Here is a 17,605-nt window from a genome sequence, read left to right on the forward strand (position 1 = left end):
GAGCCAGGGTGTCGCCGCCGGCGTCAGGAAGCTGCCGGGCCGCCCCGTTGCCAGGACCAGGCGGCGATGCCCACGCGGTTGCGCGCCCCGATCTTGCCCTGGATGTTGGCGATGTGGGTCTTGGCGGTGCCCGCGGAGATGAACAGCCGGGCACCGATCTCGGCGTTGGTCAGCCCCTCGGCCACCAGGTGCGCGATCTCCTCCTCACGGGCGGTGAGGGCGGAGGGCGACGGACCTTCCGCCGGCTGCGCGTCCTGCGCTTCCCGGAGCAGTCGGACGGTCAGTTGGGGGCTGATCAGCACGTCCCCCGCCATGGCCGCCCGTACGCCCTCGATGAGCAGCCCGGGCCCCGACCGCTTCAGCAGGAAGCCGCAGGCACCCTCGCGCAGGGCGGTGCGGACGTAGTCATCGTGGTCGAAGGTGGTGACGACGAGGACCCGCACCGGGTCCGCGACGCCGGGTCCGGCGAGGCGGCGGGTGACCTCCAGACCGTCCAGGCCCGGCATGCGGATGTCGGCGATCACCAGGTCGGGGCGGAGCTCCCGGGCCAGGGTCACGGCGGCGAGCCCGTCCGCCGCTTCTCCCACCACGGTCATGTCCGGCTGGGAGCCCAGGATCAGCCGGAAGCCGCTGCGCACGTCGTCCTGGTCGTCGGCGAGGAGGATGCGGGTGCTCACGTGGTGCCCTTCGGGTGATGCGTACGGTCCGTGTGGTCCATGTGCGGCGGTCGGTCCGCGTCGTGCGGACGGTCCGCGTCGTGCGGGCGGTCGGGGCGGTCGGGGCGGTCCGTGGTGGGGAGTTCGGCGGTCAGTCGCCAGCCGCCGCCGGTGAGCGGGCCGGCCGTGAGGGTGCCGCCGAGGGCCGTCGCGTGCTCGGTCAGGGCGGTCAGTCCGAGGCCGCCGCCGCCCCGGGACCGGGGAAGGGAGCGGCCCGGGGACGGGCGGCGCGGGCGGTCGTTGACCACCTGGAGCCGTACCGCCGCGGGGGTGCGGCTGAACCGGACGTCCACCCGGGAGGCGTCGGGCGCGTGCCGACGCACGTTCGTCAGCGCCTCGACCACGATCCGGTGGGCCGCGGCGCCCGCTTCCCGGGAGAGAGCCGCCACCACGTCCGGTTCGCACCGCAGCTGTACGTCGATGCCCTGCGCCTGCCCGAACCGGTCGACCAGAGAGGGGAGTTGATCGAGGCCGGGCGGCGGCTCGGCGGGTGCGGGGGCGTCCTCCCCGTGCAACATCGCCACCGTGCGGTCCATCGCGGCCAGCGCACTGAGTCCCGCCCGTTCGATGCGCTCCAACGCGAGGACCGCCTGACCGGGGTCGTTCGTCGCCACGAAGCGGGCCGCCTGGGCCTGGACGACGATGCCGCTGACGTCGTGCGCCACGAAGTCGTGCAGGTCCCGGGAGAGCAGCAGCCGTTGGGCGCGCCGGGCCTCGGCGACCGCGTCCCGGTGGCGCCGCGCGGCCCGGCGCGGGACGAGCCCGGTGGCGATCGCCCCCAGGGCGGGCAGCAGCCAGAACACCGCCGCGCCGGTGCGCTCCAGCACTCCGCCGTCGACCAGCGGCACGGGCCACGCGGCCACCGCGAGCGCGGCGCCCGGCAGGGCGGTCCCGGCCGCGCGCCGGGGCGACCACCGGGCCACCGCCGCGATCAGCACCAGCAACAGCCCCGACTCCGCGAGGCTCCAGGCCGCGCGGGTGGTGCCCGGGCTGACGCCGGTGGCGGGAACGCCGAAGGTCGACAGGAGCGAGAGCGCGGCGCAGAGCGCGGTGGGCCCGGCCAGCCGGGTGGGCACGGTACGGGTCCCCAGGGCGTGGACCACCGCCCCGACCAGCAGGGCGGCGGCCGCCAGCGCGGGCACCGCCACCAGCAGGTGCACGGCCGCCGCTCCCGTCATGCCCGTCAACTCCCCCACCGTCCGACGAAGATCACCAGCCTACGGCTGCGGTCGGCCGCCCGGGCTCCCCCGATCGGCAGAGACCGGGCGGCGCGGGCCGGAGCCCCTGTGCCGATCGGCGGATGGGCGGCGACGCGGTCCGCCGGCCAGGCTGTTCCCCGTAGCCACCCGGCCGGACCACCGAGCCGCATCCCCAAGGGAGTCGTCCATGCGCAGCACCGAACTCCGCACGCCCGGCGCGATCGGCGCCGCCACCGCGCTCCTCGTCGTCCTCGCGACCGCCGCCACGTCCACCGCGGCGGCACCGACCGGCCCGGACGCGCAGCCGGCCGCCGCCGCGCGGCCCCTGACGGAGGGCACGGGTGCGAGCACCGCGGCGCGGGAGTCCGCGGACCCGGCCCGCGCCGGAGGATCCGCGGCCCGTGCTGCGCGGTCCCCGCGCGCCGCGAAGTCCCCGGCCCGCGTCGAGGGGTCGGCCCGCATCCACTACGCGTACTCCCCCAAGGACACCATCCGCTTCCGGGTGCACGCCGAGGCCGCGCCCTTCACCCGGCCGCTGCCCGTGCCACGGGGCGAGCGGGGGTTGCCCACGGACGCCCGGGGGACGGTGCGGATCTCCCACCGGATCGCCTCGACGGGCTTCACCGCGTGGTCCGTGGCGGACGTGGACTGCCTGGTCACCGGTGGCCGCACGGCGACGCTCACCGCGGTCGTCCGCGAGTCGAACACGGAGGAGCGGGGCACGCGGTTCGGCATCAGCGTGCAGCAGGGCCGGGACGGGGAGCCCGACCGGCTCGGTTTCGGCTGGGGCGTGGCGAACGTCGGCGCCGAGGGCACGGGGACGTGCATGGCGCCGGCTCCCTTCGCGCCCGTGGTGCGCGGCGGCTACCGCGTCACCCACGCCGACCTGCCCCCGATGCCCGCGGCCCCGGCCCCCGCGTCCACCCCACGACCGGAGGCCCGGCGCGGCTGAGCCAGGGCCCGGGACTCGCCTGGCGCGGCACGCACCGGGCTGGACCGGGCCGTCCGGTTCGCTTCGCTGCGTTGCGTTTCGGGGCGACCGGACAGCAGCGATTCATTTATTGCACTTGCTTCGCCTATTGCGGATACTGGAATCATCGGTAGCGACGAAGGTGAAAGGTCCCCTCCGCCCCACACACGAGGAGCCGATCATGACCATGGCAGACACTCGCCCAGTCCAGCTCCCCCCGGAAAGAACGGGCGAGGCGAACGTCGCGCTGGAGCGTGTGCGCGGCTACCTCACGGAGCACAAGGACCTCGCACTGGTCCGGGTGACGGTCGAGGACGGGAGCGCAGAGCCCTTGTCGCTCCCCCGGGAAGCGGTGGAGCTGCTGGCCACCCTTCTCGCCCACCTCGGGGCCGGTCGCGGCGTCTCCATCGTTCCGCAGCACGCCGAGCTCACCACCCAGCAGGCCGCCGACCTGCTGAACGTCTCCCGTCCCTTCCTCATCGGCCTCCTCAAGGCCGGCGAGATCGAGTACCGCACGGTGGGGACGCACCGGCGCATCCTGGCCGCCTCCCTGCTCGACTACAAGCGTCAGGACGACGCCAACCGGCGCGCCGCAGCGGACGAGCTGACCCAGCTGGACGAGGAAGCGGGGCTCCTCTGAGCCATGGCTTTCGTCGCCCTCTACGATGCCAACGTGCTGTACCCGAGCACCCTTCGGGATCTGCTCATCCGCGTCGCCCAGGCAGGTCTCGTCCAGGCCAAGTGGTCGGACGCGATCCTGGACGAAGTGTTTCGCAACCTCACGGCCAAGCGCCTCGACTTACGCCCCGATCGACTCGACCGCACCAGGCACCTCATGGTCAGAGCGGTCCGTGACTGTCTGGTCAAGGGGTACGAGCCGCTGATCAACGCCGTCCAGTTACCCGACCCCGATGATCGCCACGTGCTCGCCGCCGCGATTCGCGCCAAGGCCCAGGTGATCGTCACCTTCAACCTGAAGGACTTCCCGGCCGACCGGCTCACCCCGTGGGACGTGGAGGCCGTCCACCCGGACGCGTTCATCGCCGCGCAGATCGACCTGGACTCCCGCGTCGTCTACTCCCAGGTGGAGCAGATGGCCCGGGGCCGCAAGCGCCCTCCCGCCACGACCTCCGACATCCTCGACCGCCTGGAGCGTGACGGACTCGTCGCGTCAGCGGCAGCCCTGCGCAGCATGTGAACCATCGGGTGGGCCCCGCCACGACCAACGACCGATAGATGTACATCGCCTTTCGGCCAACCCGAGTGACCGGACGGTTTGCGGGGCGGAGGTATTACGGGTGAAAGGTGGGTGAAATCTTGGGCAACTCGCTGGCGCGGGAGTGAGGTTCGGCCGTAATGCGGGGAACCGCGCCCGCCTTCCGTGCAGGTGCGGCAGAGTCGGTGATCCACGCGGGGCCGCCCGAACGGGAACGACGGGCCGCCCCGGTCCTGTCCCCCACCAGGAGGCCCGATGTCCCCCCGTTCGCGCCTGTCCCGCCCGTTGCGCCTCACGCTGACCGTCGGGCTTCCGCTGGCCCTCGTCGGCGGGGTCGCCTTCACCGCGACCGCCGACGTGGTGTCCGACGACGGGGCGGAGGTCCGCGGCGCCCCCGAAGTCGTGGGGTCCGCCGTGTTGGACAGGATTCCGCTCGCGGAGTTCAGCAACGGTCTGATCCCCGGCTCGGTCGACAACGACCGCGGTGTCCCCCTGGGCATCGGCAGCGACCTGTACCCGGCGGACCGCCCCGGCGAGTTCTGGGCGCTCACCGACCGGGGCCCCAACGGGCAGATCACCGTGGACGGGAAGAAGCGCCGGACCTTCGCCGTACCGGAGTTCAACCCGGCGATCGTCCGGGTGAAGGTCGAGGGCGAACGGGTGCGGGTGCTCGGGGCGGTGCCGATCACCACCCGCTCCGGGAAGGCGGTGACCGGGCTGCCCAACCAACTGTCGCGCGACGAGGCCCCGTTCACGTACGACGCCAAGACGCCGCTGGAGGTGAACCCGAACGGGCTGGACACCGAGGGCCTGGTGCGGGCCGCCGACGGCTCGTTCTGGGTGGTCGACGAGTACAGCCCCTCACTGGTGCACGTCTCGGCGCAGGGCAAGGTGCTCAAGCGCTACGTGCCCGAGGGGTTGAAGCTGCGGGGCGCCGACTACCCCGTGGTCGAGGCGCTGCCGTCGATCCTGCTGAACCGCAAGCAGAACCGGGGTTTCGAGGCGCTGACCGTGCTGCCCGGGGGCGATCTGGTGATCGCCGTGCAGAGCCCGCTGCTGGTGCCCGACAAGGCGTCCGGCGAGGCGTCCCGCAATCTGCGGCTGCTGCGGTTCTCGCCGGAGGAGGGCGAGGTGACGGGCGAGTACGCGTACCGGCTGGACCCCGTGAACGAGGTGGACCCGGCGGAGACGGACCCCTCGGAGCTGAAGGTGTCCGCCCTGGTCGCGACGGGCCCGCGCACCGTCCTGGTGCAGGAGCGCACGGACCGCACGGCGCGGCTGCACCGGGTGACGTTGCCGCGCGGCGAGGGCATCCTCGGTAGCCGCTGGGACGACCTGGAGACCTCCCCGAGTTACGAGCAGACCGCGGACCTGGCGGGCGCGGGGGTGCAGGTCCTCGCCAAGGAGTTGGTGGTGGACCTCGGAAAGATCCCGGGCGTGCCGGGCAAGGTCGAGGGCGCCGCCCTGGTGGGCCGCGACACCCTCGCGCTCATCAACGACAACGACTTCGGCATGTCGGACGGTCCCGACGCCTTCGACGAGAACGGTCGACTCCGGGAGAGCGGACTGAAGACCAAGATCACCCACGTCAAGTTGCCGGCGCCGCTGAAGCGCTGAGCACCGGTGCGGCGCCCCGCCTCCCCGTCGAGAGGTGGCGGGGCGCCGTGGTGAGCGGGGCGGGGACGCGGCGGGGCGTCTCAGTCCAGGTAGCCGCGGAGTTGGTCGGCGAAGGCGTGGTCGCGGAGCTTGTTGAGGGTCTTGGACTCGATCTGCCGGATGCGTTCGCGGGTGACGCCGAAGAGCCGGCCGATCTCCTCCAGGGTGCGCGGGCGGCCGTCGGCGAGGCCGTAGCGGAGTTGGACGACCTTGCGTTCGCGTTCCCCGAGGGTGGACAGCACGGCGTCGAGGTGTTCGCGCAGCAGCAGGAAGGCCGCGGACTCGACGGGGGACGCGGCGTCGCCGTCCTCGATGAGGTCGCCGAGCGCGACGTCGTCCTCCTCGCCGACCGGGGCGTGCAGCGAGACGGGTTCCTGGGCCAGCCGCAGCACCTCGCTGATCCGCTCCGGCGACAGGTCGAGTTGGGCGCCGACCTCCCCGGCGGTCGGCTCGTACCCGTACTCCTGGAGCATGCGGCGTTGGACGCGGACCACCCGGTTGATGAGTTCGACGACGTGGACCGGGACCCGGATGGTGCGGGCCTGGTCGGCGAGGGCGCGGGACATGGCCTGGCGGATCCACCAGGTGGCGTACGTGGAGAACTTGTAGCCGCGGGCGTAGTCGAACTTCTCGACGGCCCGGATCAGTCCGAGGTTGCCCTCCTGGACGAGGTCCAGCATGGTCAGGCCGCGGCCGACGTAACGCTTGGCGACGGAGACCACGAGCCGGAGGTTCGCCTCGATGAGGCGCCGTTTGGCGATCCGGCCCAGGACGACGAGCCGGTCGAGTTCGCCGGCGAGCCGCGAGTCGAGGTCGTGGGCGGTGTGCAGTTTCTCCTCGGCAAAGAGTCCGGCTTCGACGCGGCGGGCGAGTTCGACCTCGTCGGCGGCGGTCAGCAGGGGGATGCGGCCGATCTCCCGCAGGTACTGGCGGAACAGGTCGGAGGAGGTGCCGCTCGGAGCGTGCGGACCGGCCGCCGGCGCGGGGTCGGGCCGGGCGGCCCGTTCGCTCGGGGCGGTGGGTCCGGGCGGGTCATCCCGGTCGGTGGTGGCCGGGCGACAGCCGGCGGGCGCGGTCGCTTCGGGGTGCTGCGGTGCGGTGCTCTGCGCGGGCACGGGGGGCACGGGGGGCACGGGGGGCACGGGGGGCAGCGCTGGCAGGGTCCGGGCCGCGGGGGCGCGGGTGTCGGGGGGCGACTGGGCGAGGGTCTGGGTCTGGGTCTGCACGGCGGCGACCTCCAGGGGGTTCGCTGCTGAGGCGAGCGACAGGGGGAACGACGGGACCGACGGGACCGGTCGCGCCGCTCCCGCCCCGTACGCGTATGAGCGGAACCGCGGGGGTGAAGGGTCCGTCAGGGACGGACCGGCCGCGCTCCGGGGACTCAGGCACCGACCCCAGTGTGCTGTACGACACATCCCCGCCACGAGGGGCGTGCGGGGTATTTTTTGCGCCCGGTGCGTGACCGCGTGCTCACGGGTGCCGATGCGTGCGGGCCGGCGGACGGTGGCCCGCCCGGTCCGGGGTCGGCGCCCCCGGGGCGGGGCTCAGAGTGCGCCCGCGCCGTGTTGCTGGAGGGACTGGTCGTACTGCTGGAGGACCCAGAGTTCGTTCTGCACGGCGGCCAGGTGGGCCGGGTCACCGCCCGCGCCGAGGCGGGCCAGGGTGGACTGGATGTCCCGGACGCGGCGCTCCACGGCACGCCGGCGGACGGCGACGAGCTGTTCGCCGGCGTAGACCTCGTCGACGGTGCGGCGCATGATCGCCTCGACGGCCAGCTCGGTGACCATGGCGCGGACCCGGTCGTCGGGGGCGGCCTCACGGACCCGGACGAGGTACGCCTGGGAGTCCTGGACGCCCCGTTCGGCGCCGCCGGCCTCCATGACGGCCTCCCGGACGGCGGCGTAGGGCTCGGCGGTGAACTCGTCCGCGCCGTACGCGTCGAAGGCCGGTGAGACGAGTTCGGGGCGCTGGAGGGCGAGCTTCAGCAGTTCGCGTTCGGTGGCGTGGACCGCGTTGCGCAGGTTGAGGGCGGGGCCCTGGGGGCGACGGGGGGCGCTGTTCTCGTGGGCGGCGGCCGTCCGGGTCCGGTCCGGCGCGGGGCCCTGACCGCCGCGGTCGCGGGCCCAGCGGGCGATCTGCGCGACGCGCTTGACGACGAACTGGGTGTCGAGGATGCCGACGAGGCCCGCGAGCTGCACGGCGACCTCGTGCTGGGAGGCGCTGTTCTTGATCCGGGCGACCACCGGGGCGGCCTCGTCCAGGGCGGCGGCGCGGCCGGCGGGGGTGTCGAGGTCGTAGCGGGAGACGATCTGCCGCAGGGCGAACTCGAACAGCGGGGTGCGGGGCTGCACCAGGTCGGCGACCGCCTGGTCGCCCCCGGCCAGCCGCAGGTCACAGGGGTCCATCCCGTCGGGGGCGACGGCGATGTACGTCTCGGCGGCGAACTTCTGGTCGTCCTCGAAGGCGCGCAGCGCGGCCTTCTGGCCGGCCGCGTCCCCGTCGAAGGTGAAGATCACCCGGGCGGAGCCGTTGTCCATCAGCAGACGGCGCAGGATCTTGATGTGGTCGCCGCCGAACGCGGTGCCGCAGGTGGCGATGGCGGTGGTGACCCCGGCGAGGTGGCAGGCCATGACGTCGGTGTAGCCCTCGACGACGACGGCCCGGCTCGCCTTCGCGATGTCCTTCTTGGCGAGGTCGATGCCGTACAGGACCTGGGACTTCTTGTAGATCGCCGTTTCGGGGGTGTTCAGGTACTTGGGGCCGTTGTCGTCGTCGCGGAGCTTGCGGGCGCCGAAGCCCACCACTTCGCCGGAGATGTCCCGGATGGGCCACATGAGGCGGCCGCGGAACCGGTCGATGGGCCCCCGGCGGCCCTCCTGGGACAGGCCGGACAGCAGGAGTTCCTTGTCGCTGAAGCCCTTGCCGCGGAGGAAGCGGGTGAGGTGGTCCCAGCCGGCGGGGCTGTAGCCGACGCCGAAGTGCTCGGCGGCGGACTGGTCGAACCCGCGGGAGGCGAGGAACTTGCGGCCGATCTCCGCCTCGGCGTTGGCGTCCAGCTGTTCGGCGTAGAAGGTGGCGGCGATCTTGTGGGCCTCCACCAGCCGGATGCGCTCGCCGCGCTGGTTGCTGGGGTTGTAGCCGCCCTCCTCGTAGCGCAGGGTGATGCCCGCGCTCCCGGCGAGGCGCTCGACGGCCTCCGAGAAGGAGAGGTGGTCGACCTTCATCACGAACGTGATGGTGTCGCCGCCCTCTTGGCAGCCGAAGCAGTGGAAGAGGCCCTTGGACGGGCTGACCTGGAACGACGGCGACTTCTCGTCGTGGAAGGGGCACAGGCCCTTCAGGTTCCCGCCGCCGGCGCTGCGCAGCTGGAGGTACTCGGACACCACGGCGTCGATCGGGACCGCGTCCCGTACCGCCTTCACGTCCTCGTCATTGATCCTGCCGGCCACGCCGCGATTCTACGGGGGAGCACCGACACTCCCGTGCCGCGCGGTGGTGCCGGGGCGTCCGTGGAGGACTCCGGCCCCGGCCCCACCGCGCGTCGGGGATCAGCCCGCGTCCACCGGGACCAGCGATTCCAGGGGGACGGCCGGGTCGGCGAGGGCGTTCGGGTCGACCCGGACACCGGACCGGATCAGCGCCTGCACCGGTGCGGTGACGTCCCACACATTGACGTTCATGCCCGCGAGCACCTTGCCGTCGGCCAGCCAGAAGGCGATGAACTCGCGCTTCCCGGCGTCCCCGCGGATCAGCACCTGGTCGTAGGTGCCGGGCGGCGCCCAGCCGGAGTACTCCAGGCCCACGTCGTACTGGTCGGAGTAGAAGTACGGCAGCCGGTCGTACGTGACGTCCCGGCCGAGCATCGCGCGGGCCGCCGCCGGGCCGCCGTTCAGGGCGTTCGCCCAGTGTTCGACCCTGATCCGGCGGTCGAACAGCGGATGGTGCACGGAGGCGATGTCGCCGGCCGCGTGGATGTCCGGGTCGGAGGTGCGCAGGGCCAGGTCCACGGCGATGCCGCCGCCCTGGGACCGGTCCACCAGTTCCAGGCCCGCGGCCTGGGCGAGTGCGGTGCGCGGGGCCGCGCCGATCGCGGCGAGCACGTCGTGCGCCGGGTGCTCCTCGCCGTCGTCGGTCCGCACGGCCAGGACCAGGCCGTCCTCCCCGACGATCTCGGTGAGGCTCGCGCCGAAGTGGAACCGCACCCCGTGCTCGCTGTGCAGGTCGGTGAAGAGCTGACCCAGCTCCGGACCGAGCACGCCGTGCAGCGGGGTCGGCCCCCGGTGCACCACCGTGACCTCCGCCCCGTAGGAGCGGGCCGCGGCGGCGACCTCCAGGCCGATCCACCCGGCGCCCGCGATCACCAGGTGGCCGTTCTCCCGGCCGAGGTTCGTCAGCACCTGGCGCAGCCGCTCGCTGTGCGCGAGCCGGCGCAGGTGGTGGACGCCGACGAGCTGGGTCCCGGGAACGTCGAGCCGGCGCGGCTCCGCGCCCGTGGCCAGCAGCAGCTTGTCGTACGCGATGGCCGTGCCGTCGCCGAGCCGCACCGTCCGGGTGGCCCGGTCGATGAGGTCCACGGTCTGCCCGAGGTGCAGCTCGACGTCGTGCTGCGCGTACCAGGCCGGTTCGTGGACGAAGACGCTGTCCCGTTCCGCCTTGCCGAGCAGATAGCCCTTGGAGAGCGGCGGGCGTTCGTAGGGGTGGTCGCGTTCGTCGCCGATCAGGATGACCCGGCCCGAAAAGCCCTCCTCGCGCAGGGTCTCGGCGGCTTTGGCGCCGGTGAGCCCTCCACCGATGATGACGAACGTCTGATCCTCGTCGACCACGTGATGCCTCCTCGTGAGCTATCCGCCAGGGTGAGCGTCCCGCACCGGGCGGGATGCGGGAAGAGGGGGTGACCCGATCAGGCCAGTGCTCGTCACGCGCCGTGGCGGTACCGGGGATTCCGCCCGCCGTCCCTCCTCAGGTGCGTGCCCCGGGAGCCCGGCGTTCAGTCCCCCGGGCGCGCGGACCCCACCGGTCAGTGGGCCGCCCGGGCGCCGACCGGCCCCGCGTACGCCGATCACCGGCCGACGGCGGGCGACCGGGTGCGGCTGCGGTCAGTGACCGCCGGGGCCGGTCAACCGGGCGTGCAGGGCGGACGCCGAGGCGTCGGTGAGCGAGGCGATCTGGTCGACGATCACCCGCTTGCGGGCCCGGTCGTCGGGCTCCGCGTCGAACAGCGCACGGAACTGCGGGTCGAGCCCGTACGGGGCGCGCCGCGTGAGCGCCTCGGCGAGTTCGGCGACGACGACGCGCTGCTCGGCCCTGATCCGTTCCTGTTCGGCCCGCTGCATCACGTACCGGTCGGCGACGGCCTTGAGGACCGCGCACTCCAGGGCGGCTTCCCGGGGGACGACCAGCTGCGCCGCGTACCGGGTGAGTCGGGCGCCGGTGTGCCCCGGGTCCCAGCGGGCCCGGGTGGCGTGCTCCGCGGCCAGGCAGAAGCGGCCGATGAGCTGGCTGGTGGCGTCCTTGAGACCGGCCTGCGAGGACGCCGACCCGTCGTAGCCGTGCGGCCACCAGTCCTGGTCGAGCAGCCGGTCCAGGGCCGCGGCGAGTTCCGCCGGGTCGGTGTCGGCGGGGACGTAACGGCCGACCGCCACGTCGAAGACGTCCCGTCGTTCCGGTGCGGAGTGCAGCACGTTCGGGTCGATGTGCCCGGCGTGCAGTCCGTCCTCCAGGTCGTGGACCGAGTAGGCGACGTCGTCGGACCAGTCCATGACCTGCGCCTCGAAGCAGGTGCGGTCGGCGGGGGCGCCGGCGCGGACCCAGTCGAAGACCGGGCGGTCGTCCTCGTAGACCCCGAACTTCGGGGAGGCCGGGTCGGTGGGGTGGCCGCCCAGGGGCCAGGGGTACTTGGTGGCCGCGTCCAGGGCCGCGCGGGTCAGGTTCAGGCCCACGCTGACCTCGGGGGCGCCGGGCGCGTCGGGCGGCGGGGCGAAGCGCTTGGGTTCGATGCGGGTGAGCAGGCGCAGTGACTGCGCGTTGCCCTCGAAGCCGCCGCAGTCGGCCGCCACCTCGTTGAGGGCCTGTTCCCCGTTGTGGCCGAACGGGGGGTGCCCCATGTCGTGGGAGAGGCACGCCGTCTCCACCAGATCGGGGTCACAGCCCAGGGCCGCGCCGAGTTCCCGGCCGACCTGGGCGCACTCCAGGGAGTGGGTGAGCCGGGTGCGGGGGCTGGGGTCCCAGGCCGGGCCGCGGCTGCCGGGGGCGACCACCTGGGTCTTGCCCGCCAGCCGGCGCAGCGCCGCGGAGTGCAGGACACGCGCCCGGTCGCGCTGGAACGCGGTGCGGCCCGGGCGTTTGTCGGCCTCGACCGCCCACCGGGCGGTGTCGGCCGAGTCGTAGGGGACCGCATCGGGCTCGGAGCGGAAGGTACGTGCCATGCCCCCGACAGTAACCGGCCCGCCCACGCCCTACCGGGGCACTCCTGCACCACCAGCGTCGCAGGGCGCCCCGATAGGGGCGCGGGGAACTGCGCGAGCAACCACCGCGCACCGCACGGGGACCGCGCACCCCCAGCCGCACCGCGAACCTCAGCGCGCAGCGCGGACGCGGACGCGCCCCAACCAGTCACCCCGAGGTATCCGGGTGCCCCCACGGCGCAACCGTTCGGCCACCGGCGCCGCCGCGAGGTACACCCAGGCGGACACGGACGTACCGTCCGCGCGCAGCACCTCACGGACCACCCGGTCGTACAGGTTGCGCGGGTCACCCGCCCCCCAGTACTCCTCCAGACCGTCGAGGGAACCGAGCAGCGCCCGGTACCCGTCGGGACGGGCGGTGACGAGTTCGCCGAGGACTTCGGCGGGGGCAGCGGCGGGGACGGCGTACGGGTAGCCGGGACCGTCGTAGAGCGCGGCGCCCGGGAGCCGGGCCGGTTCGACCGTGCCGCCCGCCGCGACGGCGTCGCCCAGGTGCGTGGCGTGGTACCTGCCGCCGGGCCGCAGGGTGCCGTAGACGAAGAACGGCAGCACGCGGTGCTCGGCGCGGTGCGGGGGATCGGCGCGGTGCGCGTCGTCGTGGCTGGTCATGCCCGTGGGTGGTCCTCCCGCTCGCCCGCGGCCGTGGCCCGGGTGCTCCGTGGTCCGGACGTCCCGGCCTCCGAACCGATTGTCGTCGGCGACCGGGACGTCGGGGAAGGGGTCAGGTCCGGTACGGGCGCTTGTGCCGGCCCTCGCGCAGGGTCAGGGCCCACCAGGTCAGCTGGTCGAGCATGCCCTTCGCCGCGGCCACCGAGGGCGAGGGGTCCAGCAGCCGGCCCTGGTCGTCGAAGCGGGACCCGGCGTTGGCGAAGGAGACCGTGTCGCGCACGGTGACGGCGTGCAGTTCGGCGAGGACCTGGCGGAGGTGTTCGACCGCGCGGAGCCCGCCGGAGATGCCGCCGTACGAGACGAAGCCCACCGGCTTGGCGTGCCACTCCCCGTAGTGCCAGTCGATGAGGTTCTTCAGAGCGGCCGGAAACGAGTGGTTGTACTCGGGGGTGAGCACCACGAAGGCGTCGGCGTCGGCGAGCAGCGGGGAGACCTTGGCGAGTTCGGCGTTGATCCGCGGGGACGGTCTCTGGGGCAGGGAGGTGGGCAGGTCGGCGGCGGCGACGTCCACGAGGTCCGCGCTGAGTTCGGGACGCTCGGCGATCTCGGCGAGCAGCCACTCGGCGATGACCGGCCCGAACCGGCCCTCCCGGTTGCTGCCGAGGACGACGGCGACCTTGAGGGGCGCGGGGGCGGGTGGGGTCTGCGGGGTGGACGGGGCGGACGTTTCGGCCCGGGGGGCCTGCTGGCTCGTGGTCATGGGCCCAGCGTGTTCCCTCAACCAAGATTGAGGTCAACACCCGTCGGATGCGGACGGTCCGTCACTTCCTTTACCGGGCCCCGCCGTCGCCCCCTCCCCCGCCGCCGGCGCCCCACCACCCGCGGCCGTCGGCGCTCCGTCACCCGTTCACCGTCCCGCTCACCCCACCCGCAAGGGTTTCCGTCTGCGCGCCCATGACCTGCTGAAACGGCGGGCGGACCCGCGCGGGCCTCGGCCGTTCGCCGGTATCCGGGGCGATGCTCCGGGAGGCGGGGCGCCGCCCGGGGCCGTTGTCTCGTGGTGCGAGGACGTGACCGAGACAGCGGCACTTGGGTGCCGCCGGACACGCCCGGTCCGAGGAGCGATCCATGCGCACTGCCCGTCCGCTGAGCGTCGCCGCGCTCGCCGTCGCCCTGGCGGGCCTCACCGCGGTCCCCGCCGGGGCGGACGGTCCGGGGGGCGCCGCGCTCTCCCCGTCCACCGTCGTACCGGGCGAACCGGTCGCCGCGCACAGCGAGGGCTGCGGATCGCGCGGGGTCGCGGCGGGCGACGCCAGTGCGGTCGGCGCGGGCTCCTTCACGCTCGCCCCGAGCGGAACCGAGGGGCGGGCGGTCGGCCGCTTCGAGGTGCCGCCCTCCGCGCAGCCGGGCACGTACGAGATCGTCGTGCGGTGCGCGGACGGCACCCGCAGCGCGGCGGACCTGTCGGTGGTCCTCGCCGGGGCGGCGGACCTCCCCGCACATCCGCGGGGCCACGTGGACACGGGGGTCGGCGGCGCACTGGGCCCCGACCCCGTACAGACCGCGGCGGGCGTGGCGGCCCTGGCCGTCGCCGCCGCGGGCGGTACCTGGCTCCTGCATCGCCGGGCGAGAGGCGACGGGATCTGACGGACACCCTCCGCTGTCCACCGGTACCGCCCTTCGCTCCCCCTCCGGTCCCGCGGCCCCTCGCCGGGGCCGGAGGGGGCAGCGAACCGTTCTTCCCCGGCCGCACCCGTACGACCCGCACGCCCCGCACGCCCACGACCCGAGGGGGAACCCATGCGCACACGGGCCCGTTCCGCGACCGGTGCCCGGCGGCGACACGGCGACGCGGCCATAGCCGGGGTCACCGCGCTGGCCCTGTGCGCGGGCGTGTGGCTGTTGCACGACGTCGCCGTGGAGCCGCGGCCGCCGCAACCGTCCGCCGCGCAGTCGGCACGGTCCGCGCCGTCGCGGACCGGGGCCGCGGACCGGACGGACCTGGCCGGGGGCGCGCCCGCGCTGCCCCCGTCGCCGCCGGACCGCATCCGCATCCCGTCGATCGGGGTGGACGCCCCGCTGACCGGGCTCGGGCTGACCGCACGGGGCGCGCTCGACGTGCCGCCGCCCGAGCGCCCGGAACTCGCCGGCTGGTACGAGGCGGGGACCACCCCGGGCGAACGCGGGACGGCCGTGGTCGCGGGGCACGTGGACAACGCGGAGGGCCCCGCCGTGTTCTACCGGCTCGGTGCGTTGGTCCGGGGGCGGACGATCGAGGTGAACCGGCGCGACGGCTCGGTCGCCGTGTTCACGGTCAGCGCCGTGGAGGTGTACCGGGCCGACGCCTTCCCCGACGAGAAGGTGTACGGCCCGGCGCCCCGGCCCGAGCTACGGGTCATCACCTGCGGCGGCCCGTACTCGAAGCGCACCGGCTACGAGGGCAACGTCGTCGTCTTCGCCCACCTGACCGACGTCCGCTGAGTTCAGCGCCGGGCGGGGAGTTGGTGGGCGAAGCGGCGGACCGCGTCGGTGAAGGCGGCCGGGTCGTCGAAGTTCGCGAGGTGCCCGGCCCGTGGGATCAGTTCGACGCGGGCCCGCGCGCGGGCGAAGGGCGCAGCAGCGCGTCGTTCCAGCGGGTCAGCCGGTGCGCCGGCAACCGGGGGAGGAGCCCGGCGACCCATCGGTACGGCGCCGCCCACGGACCGCGGGTCGAGGCGCTGGCGCCGGCCAGGACCAGCCCGCGCAGCAGGTCGGGGCGGCGGCGCGCGAAGTCCAGCGCGACGTATCCGCCGAGTGAGTGCCCGACCACCAGCGCCGGCCCGTGGTCGAGCGGGGCGACCGCGGAGGCGATGACCTCGGTGGCCGCGGCCAGGCTCCAGGGCTGGGCGGACCGGGCGCCGTGCCCCGGCAGGTCGACGGCGACCGCCGGGAAGTCCGCGCGCAGCGCGGCGAGCTGCGGGCTCCACTGCCCCGCGCTGAAGCGCGTCCCGTGCACGAGGACGACGGGTGGTGCGTCCGCAGTGGTCATGGGCCCCGATCCGCGCTCCCCGGGGCCGACCCCACCGGCCCGCGGGCGTCAGCTCAGGTGGGAGACCTCGAAGACGGCCCGGGCCTCCTCGACGTCGAGTTGTTCGCCGATCTCCTCCAGGACGGCGGTGCCGGTGCGCAGCAGTCCGCCGGCGCGGGCGTGGCGGGCCCCGGTGTCGAGGCGGTGCCAGATCAGCGGGTTGCCGGTGAGGACCTTGGGGTCGACCTCGACCCGGTTGCCGAGGGCGTCCCGCAGGACCAGCCGGGGTTGGACGCCGTCGCCGTGCCGGGCGGAGACCAGCAGGTCGGTGGCGACCCGGCGGGTGCGGCACAGTCCGCGGACGGCCAGCCAGCCGGGTCCCGCGGTGACCAACGGCGGGTGCAGCACGGCGTAGAGCAGCAGGGAGAGGGTCGCCCACAGGGCCGCGCGCGGTGCGGAGAGGGTGGCGTTGCCGAGGTCGACCAGGCAGATCAGGCCGAGCAGGGCCAGTGCGCAACAGAGGGCGTCGCGCCGGTCGGTGGCCCAGCGGCGGTCGACGTCGACGTCCCGGGTGCCCGGTGGTCCCTGGCGGGTCGGCGGGCCGGGAACGATCGTCACCCAGGAGAGGCCCTCGGCCCCACCGTTCCCGGCCCCCCGGTCCTCGTGGTCGTCCCGGTCCCCGTCCTCGTGCCCTGCGCTGTCACGTCCCATGCTGGGCACGGTAGAACGACGGCCCGGGCGCGTCAGCGGGATTGACGGTTCGCTGACCCGACGGCCCTCAGCCTTGACGAGCCCATGACGGTATCGGGGGGTGTACGGGGCCTCAGGGACCGGGCCAGGCGACCGAGGTCAGCCGGGCGGACTCCTCCCACAGCCGGGCGGAGGCACGGTCGTCGGTGGTCCACCGGGCGCGCCGCGCGGGGGCGGGGGCGCCGCGCCAACCGATCAGACGGGGGCCGGTGAATGAGTCGGGCAGCACCCCGGGGGCGGTCGCCGCGTACAGGGTGGGCAGGGCGCCGGCCTCGGGGCCCTGGGCGAGCAGCCGGTTGCCCCAGCCGAGCACCCGTTCGGCGGCCCGGCGGCCCTCCATCCGGGCGGCGGCCGTCTGGAGGTTGGTCCGGGCGTACCCGGGGTGGACCGCGGCGGCGACGGTGTCCGCGCCGGCGGCGGTGAGCCGGCGGGCGAGTTCGTGGACGAAGAGGAGGTTGGCGGTCTTGGACCGGCTGTACGCGGTCCACGGGTGGTAGTGGCGTTCGCTGTTGAGGTCGTGGATGTCGATGTTCGCCGTGTGGTGCATGAAGCTGGAGACGGTGACGACCCGGGCGCCGGGGGTGGCGGTCAGGGCGGGCAGCAGCAGGGCGGTGAGGGCGAAGTGGCCGAGGTGGTTGATGCCGAACTGCATCTCGAAGCCGTCGGAGGTCAGCCGGTGCGGCAGGGCCATCACCCCGGCGTTGTTGATCAGCAGGTCGAGGCGGTCGTGTGCACCGCGGTGGGTGTCGGCGAACGTCCGTACGGAGTCGAGCGAGGCGAGGTCCAGGGGGGCGAACTCGACCTCGGCGGACGGGATTTCGGTGCGGATCAGATCGCGGGCGGCGGTGCCGCGCCGTTCGCTGCGACAGGCGAGGACGACCCGGGCGCCCCGGCGGGCCAGGGCGCGGGCGGCGGTGAAGCCGATCCCGCTGTTGCCCCCGGTGACCACGGCCGTCCGGCCGCTCTGGTCGGGGATGTCGTGTTCGCTCCAGCTGCTCATGCCGCCTGCTCCTCGTGA

16 protein-coding genes and 1 pseudogene are annotated in these 17,605 nt (G+C 74.2%); 6 read left to right on the forward strand and 11 right to left on the reverse strand.

Going from position 1 to position 17,605, the window contains the following annotated elements; genetic code table 11:
- Nucleotides 1-23: 23 nt before the first annotated feature.
- Together ACFYOU_RS05960 and ACFYOU_RS05965 are read right to left on the reverse strand one after the other, a co-directional pair.
- Nucleotides 24-677, reverse strand: coding sequence for a response regulator (locus tag ACFYOU_RS05960; protein ID WP_391303857.1), 654 nt, complete (start codon nucleotides 675-677; stop codon nucleotides 24-26).
- The gene (locus ACFYOU_RS05965; protein ID WP_391303858.1) at nucleotides 674-1,894 is read right to left on the reverse strand and encodes a histidine kinase; all 1,221 of its coding nucleotides are present in this window, start codon (nucleotides 1,892-1,894) and stop codon (nucleotides 674-676) included. The genes ACFYOU_RS05960 and ACFYOU_RS05965 overlap by 4 nt, the downstream gene beginning before the upstream one ends.
- A gap of 208 nt (nucleotides 1,895-2,102) precedes the next feature.
- On the opposite strand from ACFYOU_RS05965, the gene ACFYOU_RS05970 reads away from it, so the two are divergent.
- The 4 genes from ACFYOU_RS05970 to ACFYOU_RS05985 all read left to right on the forward strand — a co-directional run bounded on the left by ACFYOU_RS05970 (nucleotide 2,103) and on the right by ACFYOU_RS05985 (nucleotide 5,718).
- A complete protein-coding gene (locus ACFYOU_RS05970; RefSeq protein ID WP_391303859.1) occupies nucleotides 2,103-2,867 on the forward strand; it encodes a hypothetical protein in 765 nt (254 codons plus the stop codon).
- A 199-nt stretch (nucleotides 2,868-3,066) separates the two neighbouring features.
- The gene (locus ACFYOU_RS05975) at nucleotides 3,067-3,525 is read left to right on the forward strand and encodes a helix-turn-helix domain-containing protein (RefSeq protein WP_391303860.1); all 459 of its coding nucleotides are present in this window, start codon (nucleotides 3,067-3,069) and stop codon (nucleotides 3,523-3,525) included.
- 3 nt (nucleotides 3,526-3,528) lie between these two features.
- A complete protein-coding gene (locus ACFYOU_RS05980) occupies nucleotides 3,529-4,083 on the forward strand; it encodes a PIN domain-containing protein (RefSeq protein WP_391303861.1) in 555 nt (184 codons plus the stop codon).
- A 273-nt stretch (nucleotides 4,084-4,356) separates the two neighbouring features.
- The gene (locus ACFYOU_RS05985) at nucleotides 4,357-5,718 is read left to right on the forward strand and encodes an esterase-like activity of phytase family protein (protein WP_391303862.1); all 1,362 of its coding nucleotides are present in this window, start codon (nucleotides 4,357-4,359) and stop codon (nucleotides 5,716-5,718) included.
- Between the two features lie 80 nt (nucleotides 5,719-5,798).
- Here the strand turns inward: ACFYOU_RS05985 and ACFYOU_RS05990 are convergent, their stop codons facing one another.
- The 6 genes from ACFYOU_RS05990 to ACFYOU_RS06015 form a co-directional block, all read right to left on the reverse strand.
- Nucleotides 5,799-6,983: a sigma-70 family RNA polymerase sigma factor gene (locus ACFYOU_RS05990; protein WP_391303863.1), complete on the reverse strand. Its 1,185-nt coding sequence runs from the start codon at nucleotides 6,981-6,983 to the stop codon at nucleotides 5,799-5,801.
- A gap of 318 nt (nucleotides 6,984-7,301) precedes the next feature.
- Nucleotides 7,302-9,206, reverse strand: coding sequence for a DNA primase (gene dnaG / locus ACFYOU_RS05995; RefSeq protein WP_391303864.1), 1,905 nt, complete (start codon nucleotides 9,204-9,206; stop codon nucleotides 7,302-7,304).
- Nucleotides 9,207-9,305: 99 nt separating this feature from the next.
- Nucleotides 9,306-10,580, reverse strand: coding sequence for an NAD(P)/FAD-dependent oxidoreductase (locus ACFYOU_RS06000; protein ID WP_389762905.1), 1,275 nt, complete (start codon nucleotides 10,578-10,580; stop codon nucleotides 9,306-9,308).
- 273 nt (nucleotides 10,581-10,853) lie between these two features.
- The gene (locus ACFYOU_RS06005) at nucleotides 10,854-12,182 is read right to left on the reverse strand and encodes a deoxyguanosinetriphosphate triphosphohydrolase (protein WP_391303865.1); all 1,329 of its coding nucleotides are present in this window, start codon (nucleotides 12,180-12,182) and stop codon (nucleotides 10,854-10,856) included.
- Nucleotides 12,183-12,332: 150 nt separating this feature from the next.
- On the reverse strand, nucleotides 12,333-12,830 hold the full coding sequence (locus tag ACFYOU_RS06010) for a gamma-glutamylcyclotransferase (protein WP_391303866.1): 498 nt from the start codon (nucleotides 12,828-12,830) through the stop codon (nucleotides 12,333-12,335).
- Nucleotides 12,831-12,942: 112 nt separating this feature from the next.
- Nucleotides 12,943-13,590, reverse strand: coding sequence for an NAD(P)H-dependent oxidoreductase (locus ACFYOU_RS06015; protein ID WP_391303867.1), 648 nt, complete (start codon nucleotides 13,588-13,590; stop codon nucleotides 12,943-12,945).
- Between the two features lie 368 nt (nucleotides 13,591-13,958).
- Here ACFYOU_RS06015 and ACFYOU_RS06020 point away from each other — a divergent pair, with 368 nt between their 5' ends.
- Together ACFYOU_RS06020 and ACFYOU_RS06025 are read left to right on the forward strand one after the other, a co-directional pair.
- Nucleotides 13,959-14,477 carry a hypothetical protein gene (locus ACFYOU_RS06020; protein WP_389762911.1) on the forward strand — a complete coding sequence of 173 codons (519 nt, stop codon included), beginning with the start codon at nucleotides 13,959-13,961 and terminating at the stop codon, nucleotides 14,475-14,477.
- 153 nt (nucleotides 14,478-14,630) lie between these two features.
- Entirely contained in the window at nucleotides 14,631-15,311 is a 681-nt protein-coding gene (locus ACFYOU_RS06025; protein ID WP_391303868.1) for a class F sortase, read from the forward strand.
- A gap of 2 nt (nucleotides 15,312-15,313) precedes the next feature.
- Here ACFYOU_RS06025 and ACFYOU_RS06030 read toward each other — a convergent pair.
- The 3 genes and pseudogenes from ACFYOU_RS06030 to ACFYOU_RS06040 form a co-directional block, all read right to left on the reverse strand.
- Nucleotides 15,314-15,858, reverse strand: a pseudogene (locus ACFYOU_RS06030) (alpha/beta fold hydrolase).
- A gap of 48 nt (nucleotides 15,859-15,906) precedes the next feature.
- The gene (locus tag ACFYOU_RS06035) at nucleotides 15,907-16,548 is read right to left on the reverse strand and encodes a hypothetical protein (RefSeq protein ID WP_389762918.1); all 642 of its coding nucleotides are present in this window, start codon (nucleotides 16,546-16,548) and stop codon (nucleotides 15,907-15,909) included.
- A gap of 112 nt (nucleotides 16,549-16,660) precedes the next feature.
- Nucleotides 16,661-17,587 (reverse strand): oxidoreductase, encoded by a 927-nt coding sequence (locus ACFYOU_RS06040; RefSeq protein WP_391303869.1) that lies wholly within the window; start codon nucleotides 17,585-17,587, stop codon nucleotides 16,661-16,663.
- Nucleotides 17,588-17,605: the final 18 nt, after the last annotated feature.

This window comes from Streptomyces sp. NPDC005955 (assembly GCF_042871255.1).
GTDB lineage: Bacteria > Actinomycetota > Actinomycetes > Streptomycetales > Streptomycetaceae > Streptomyces.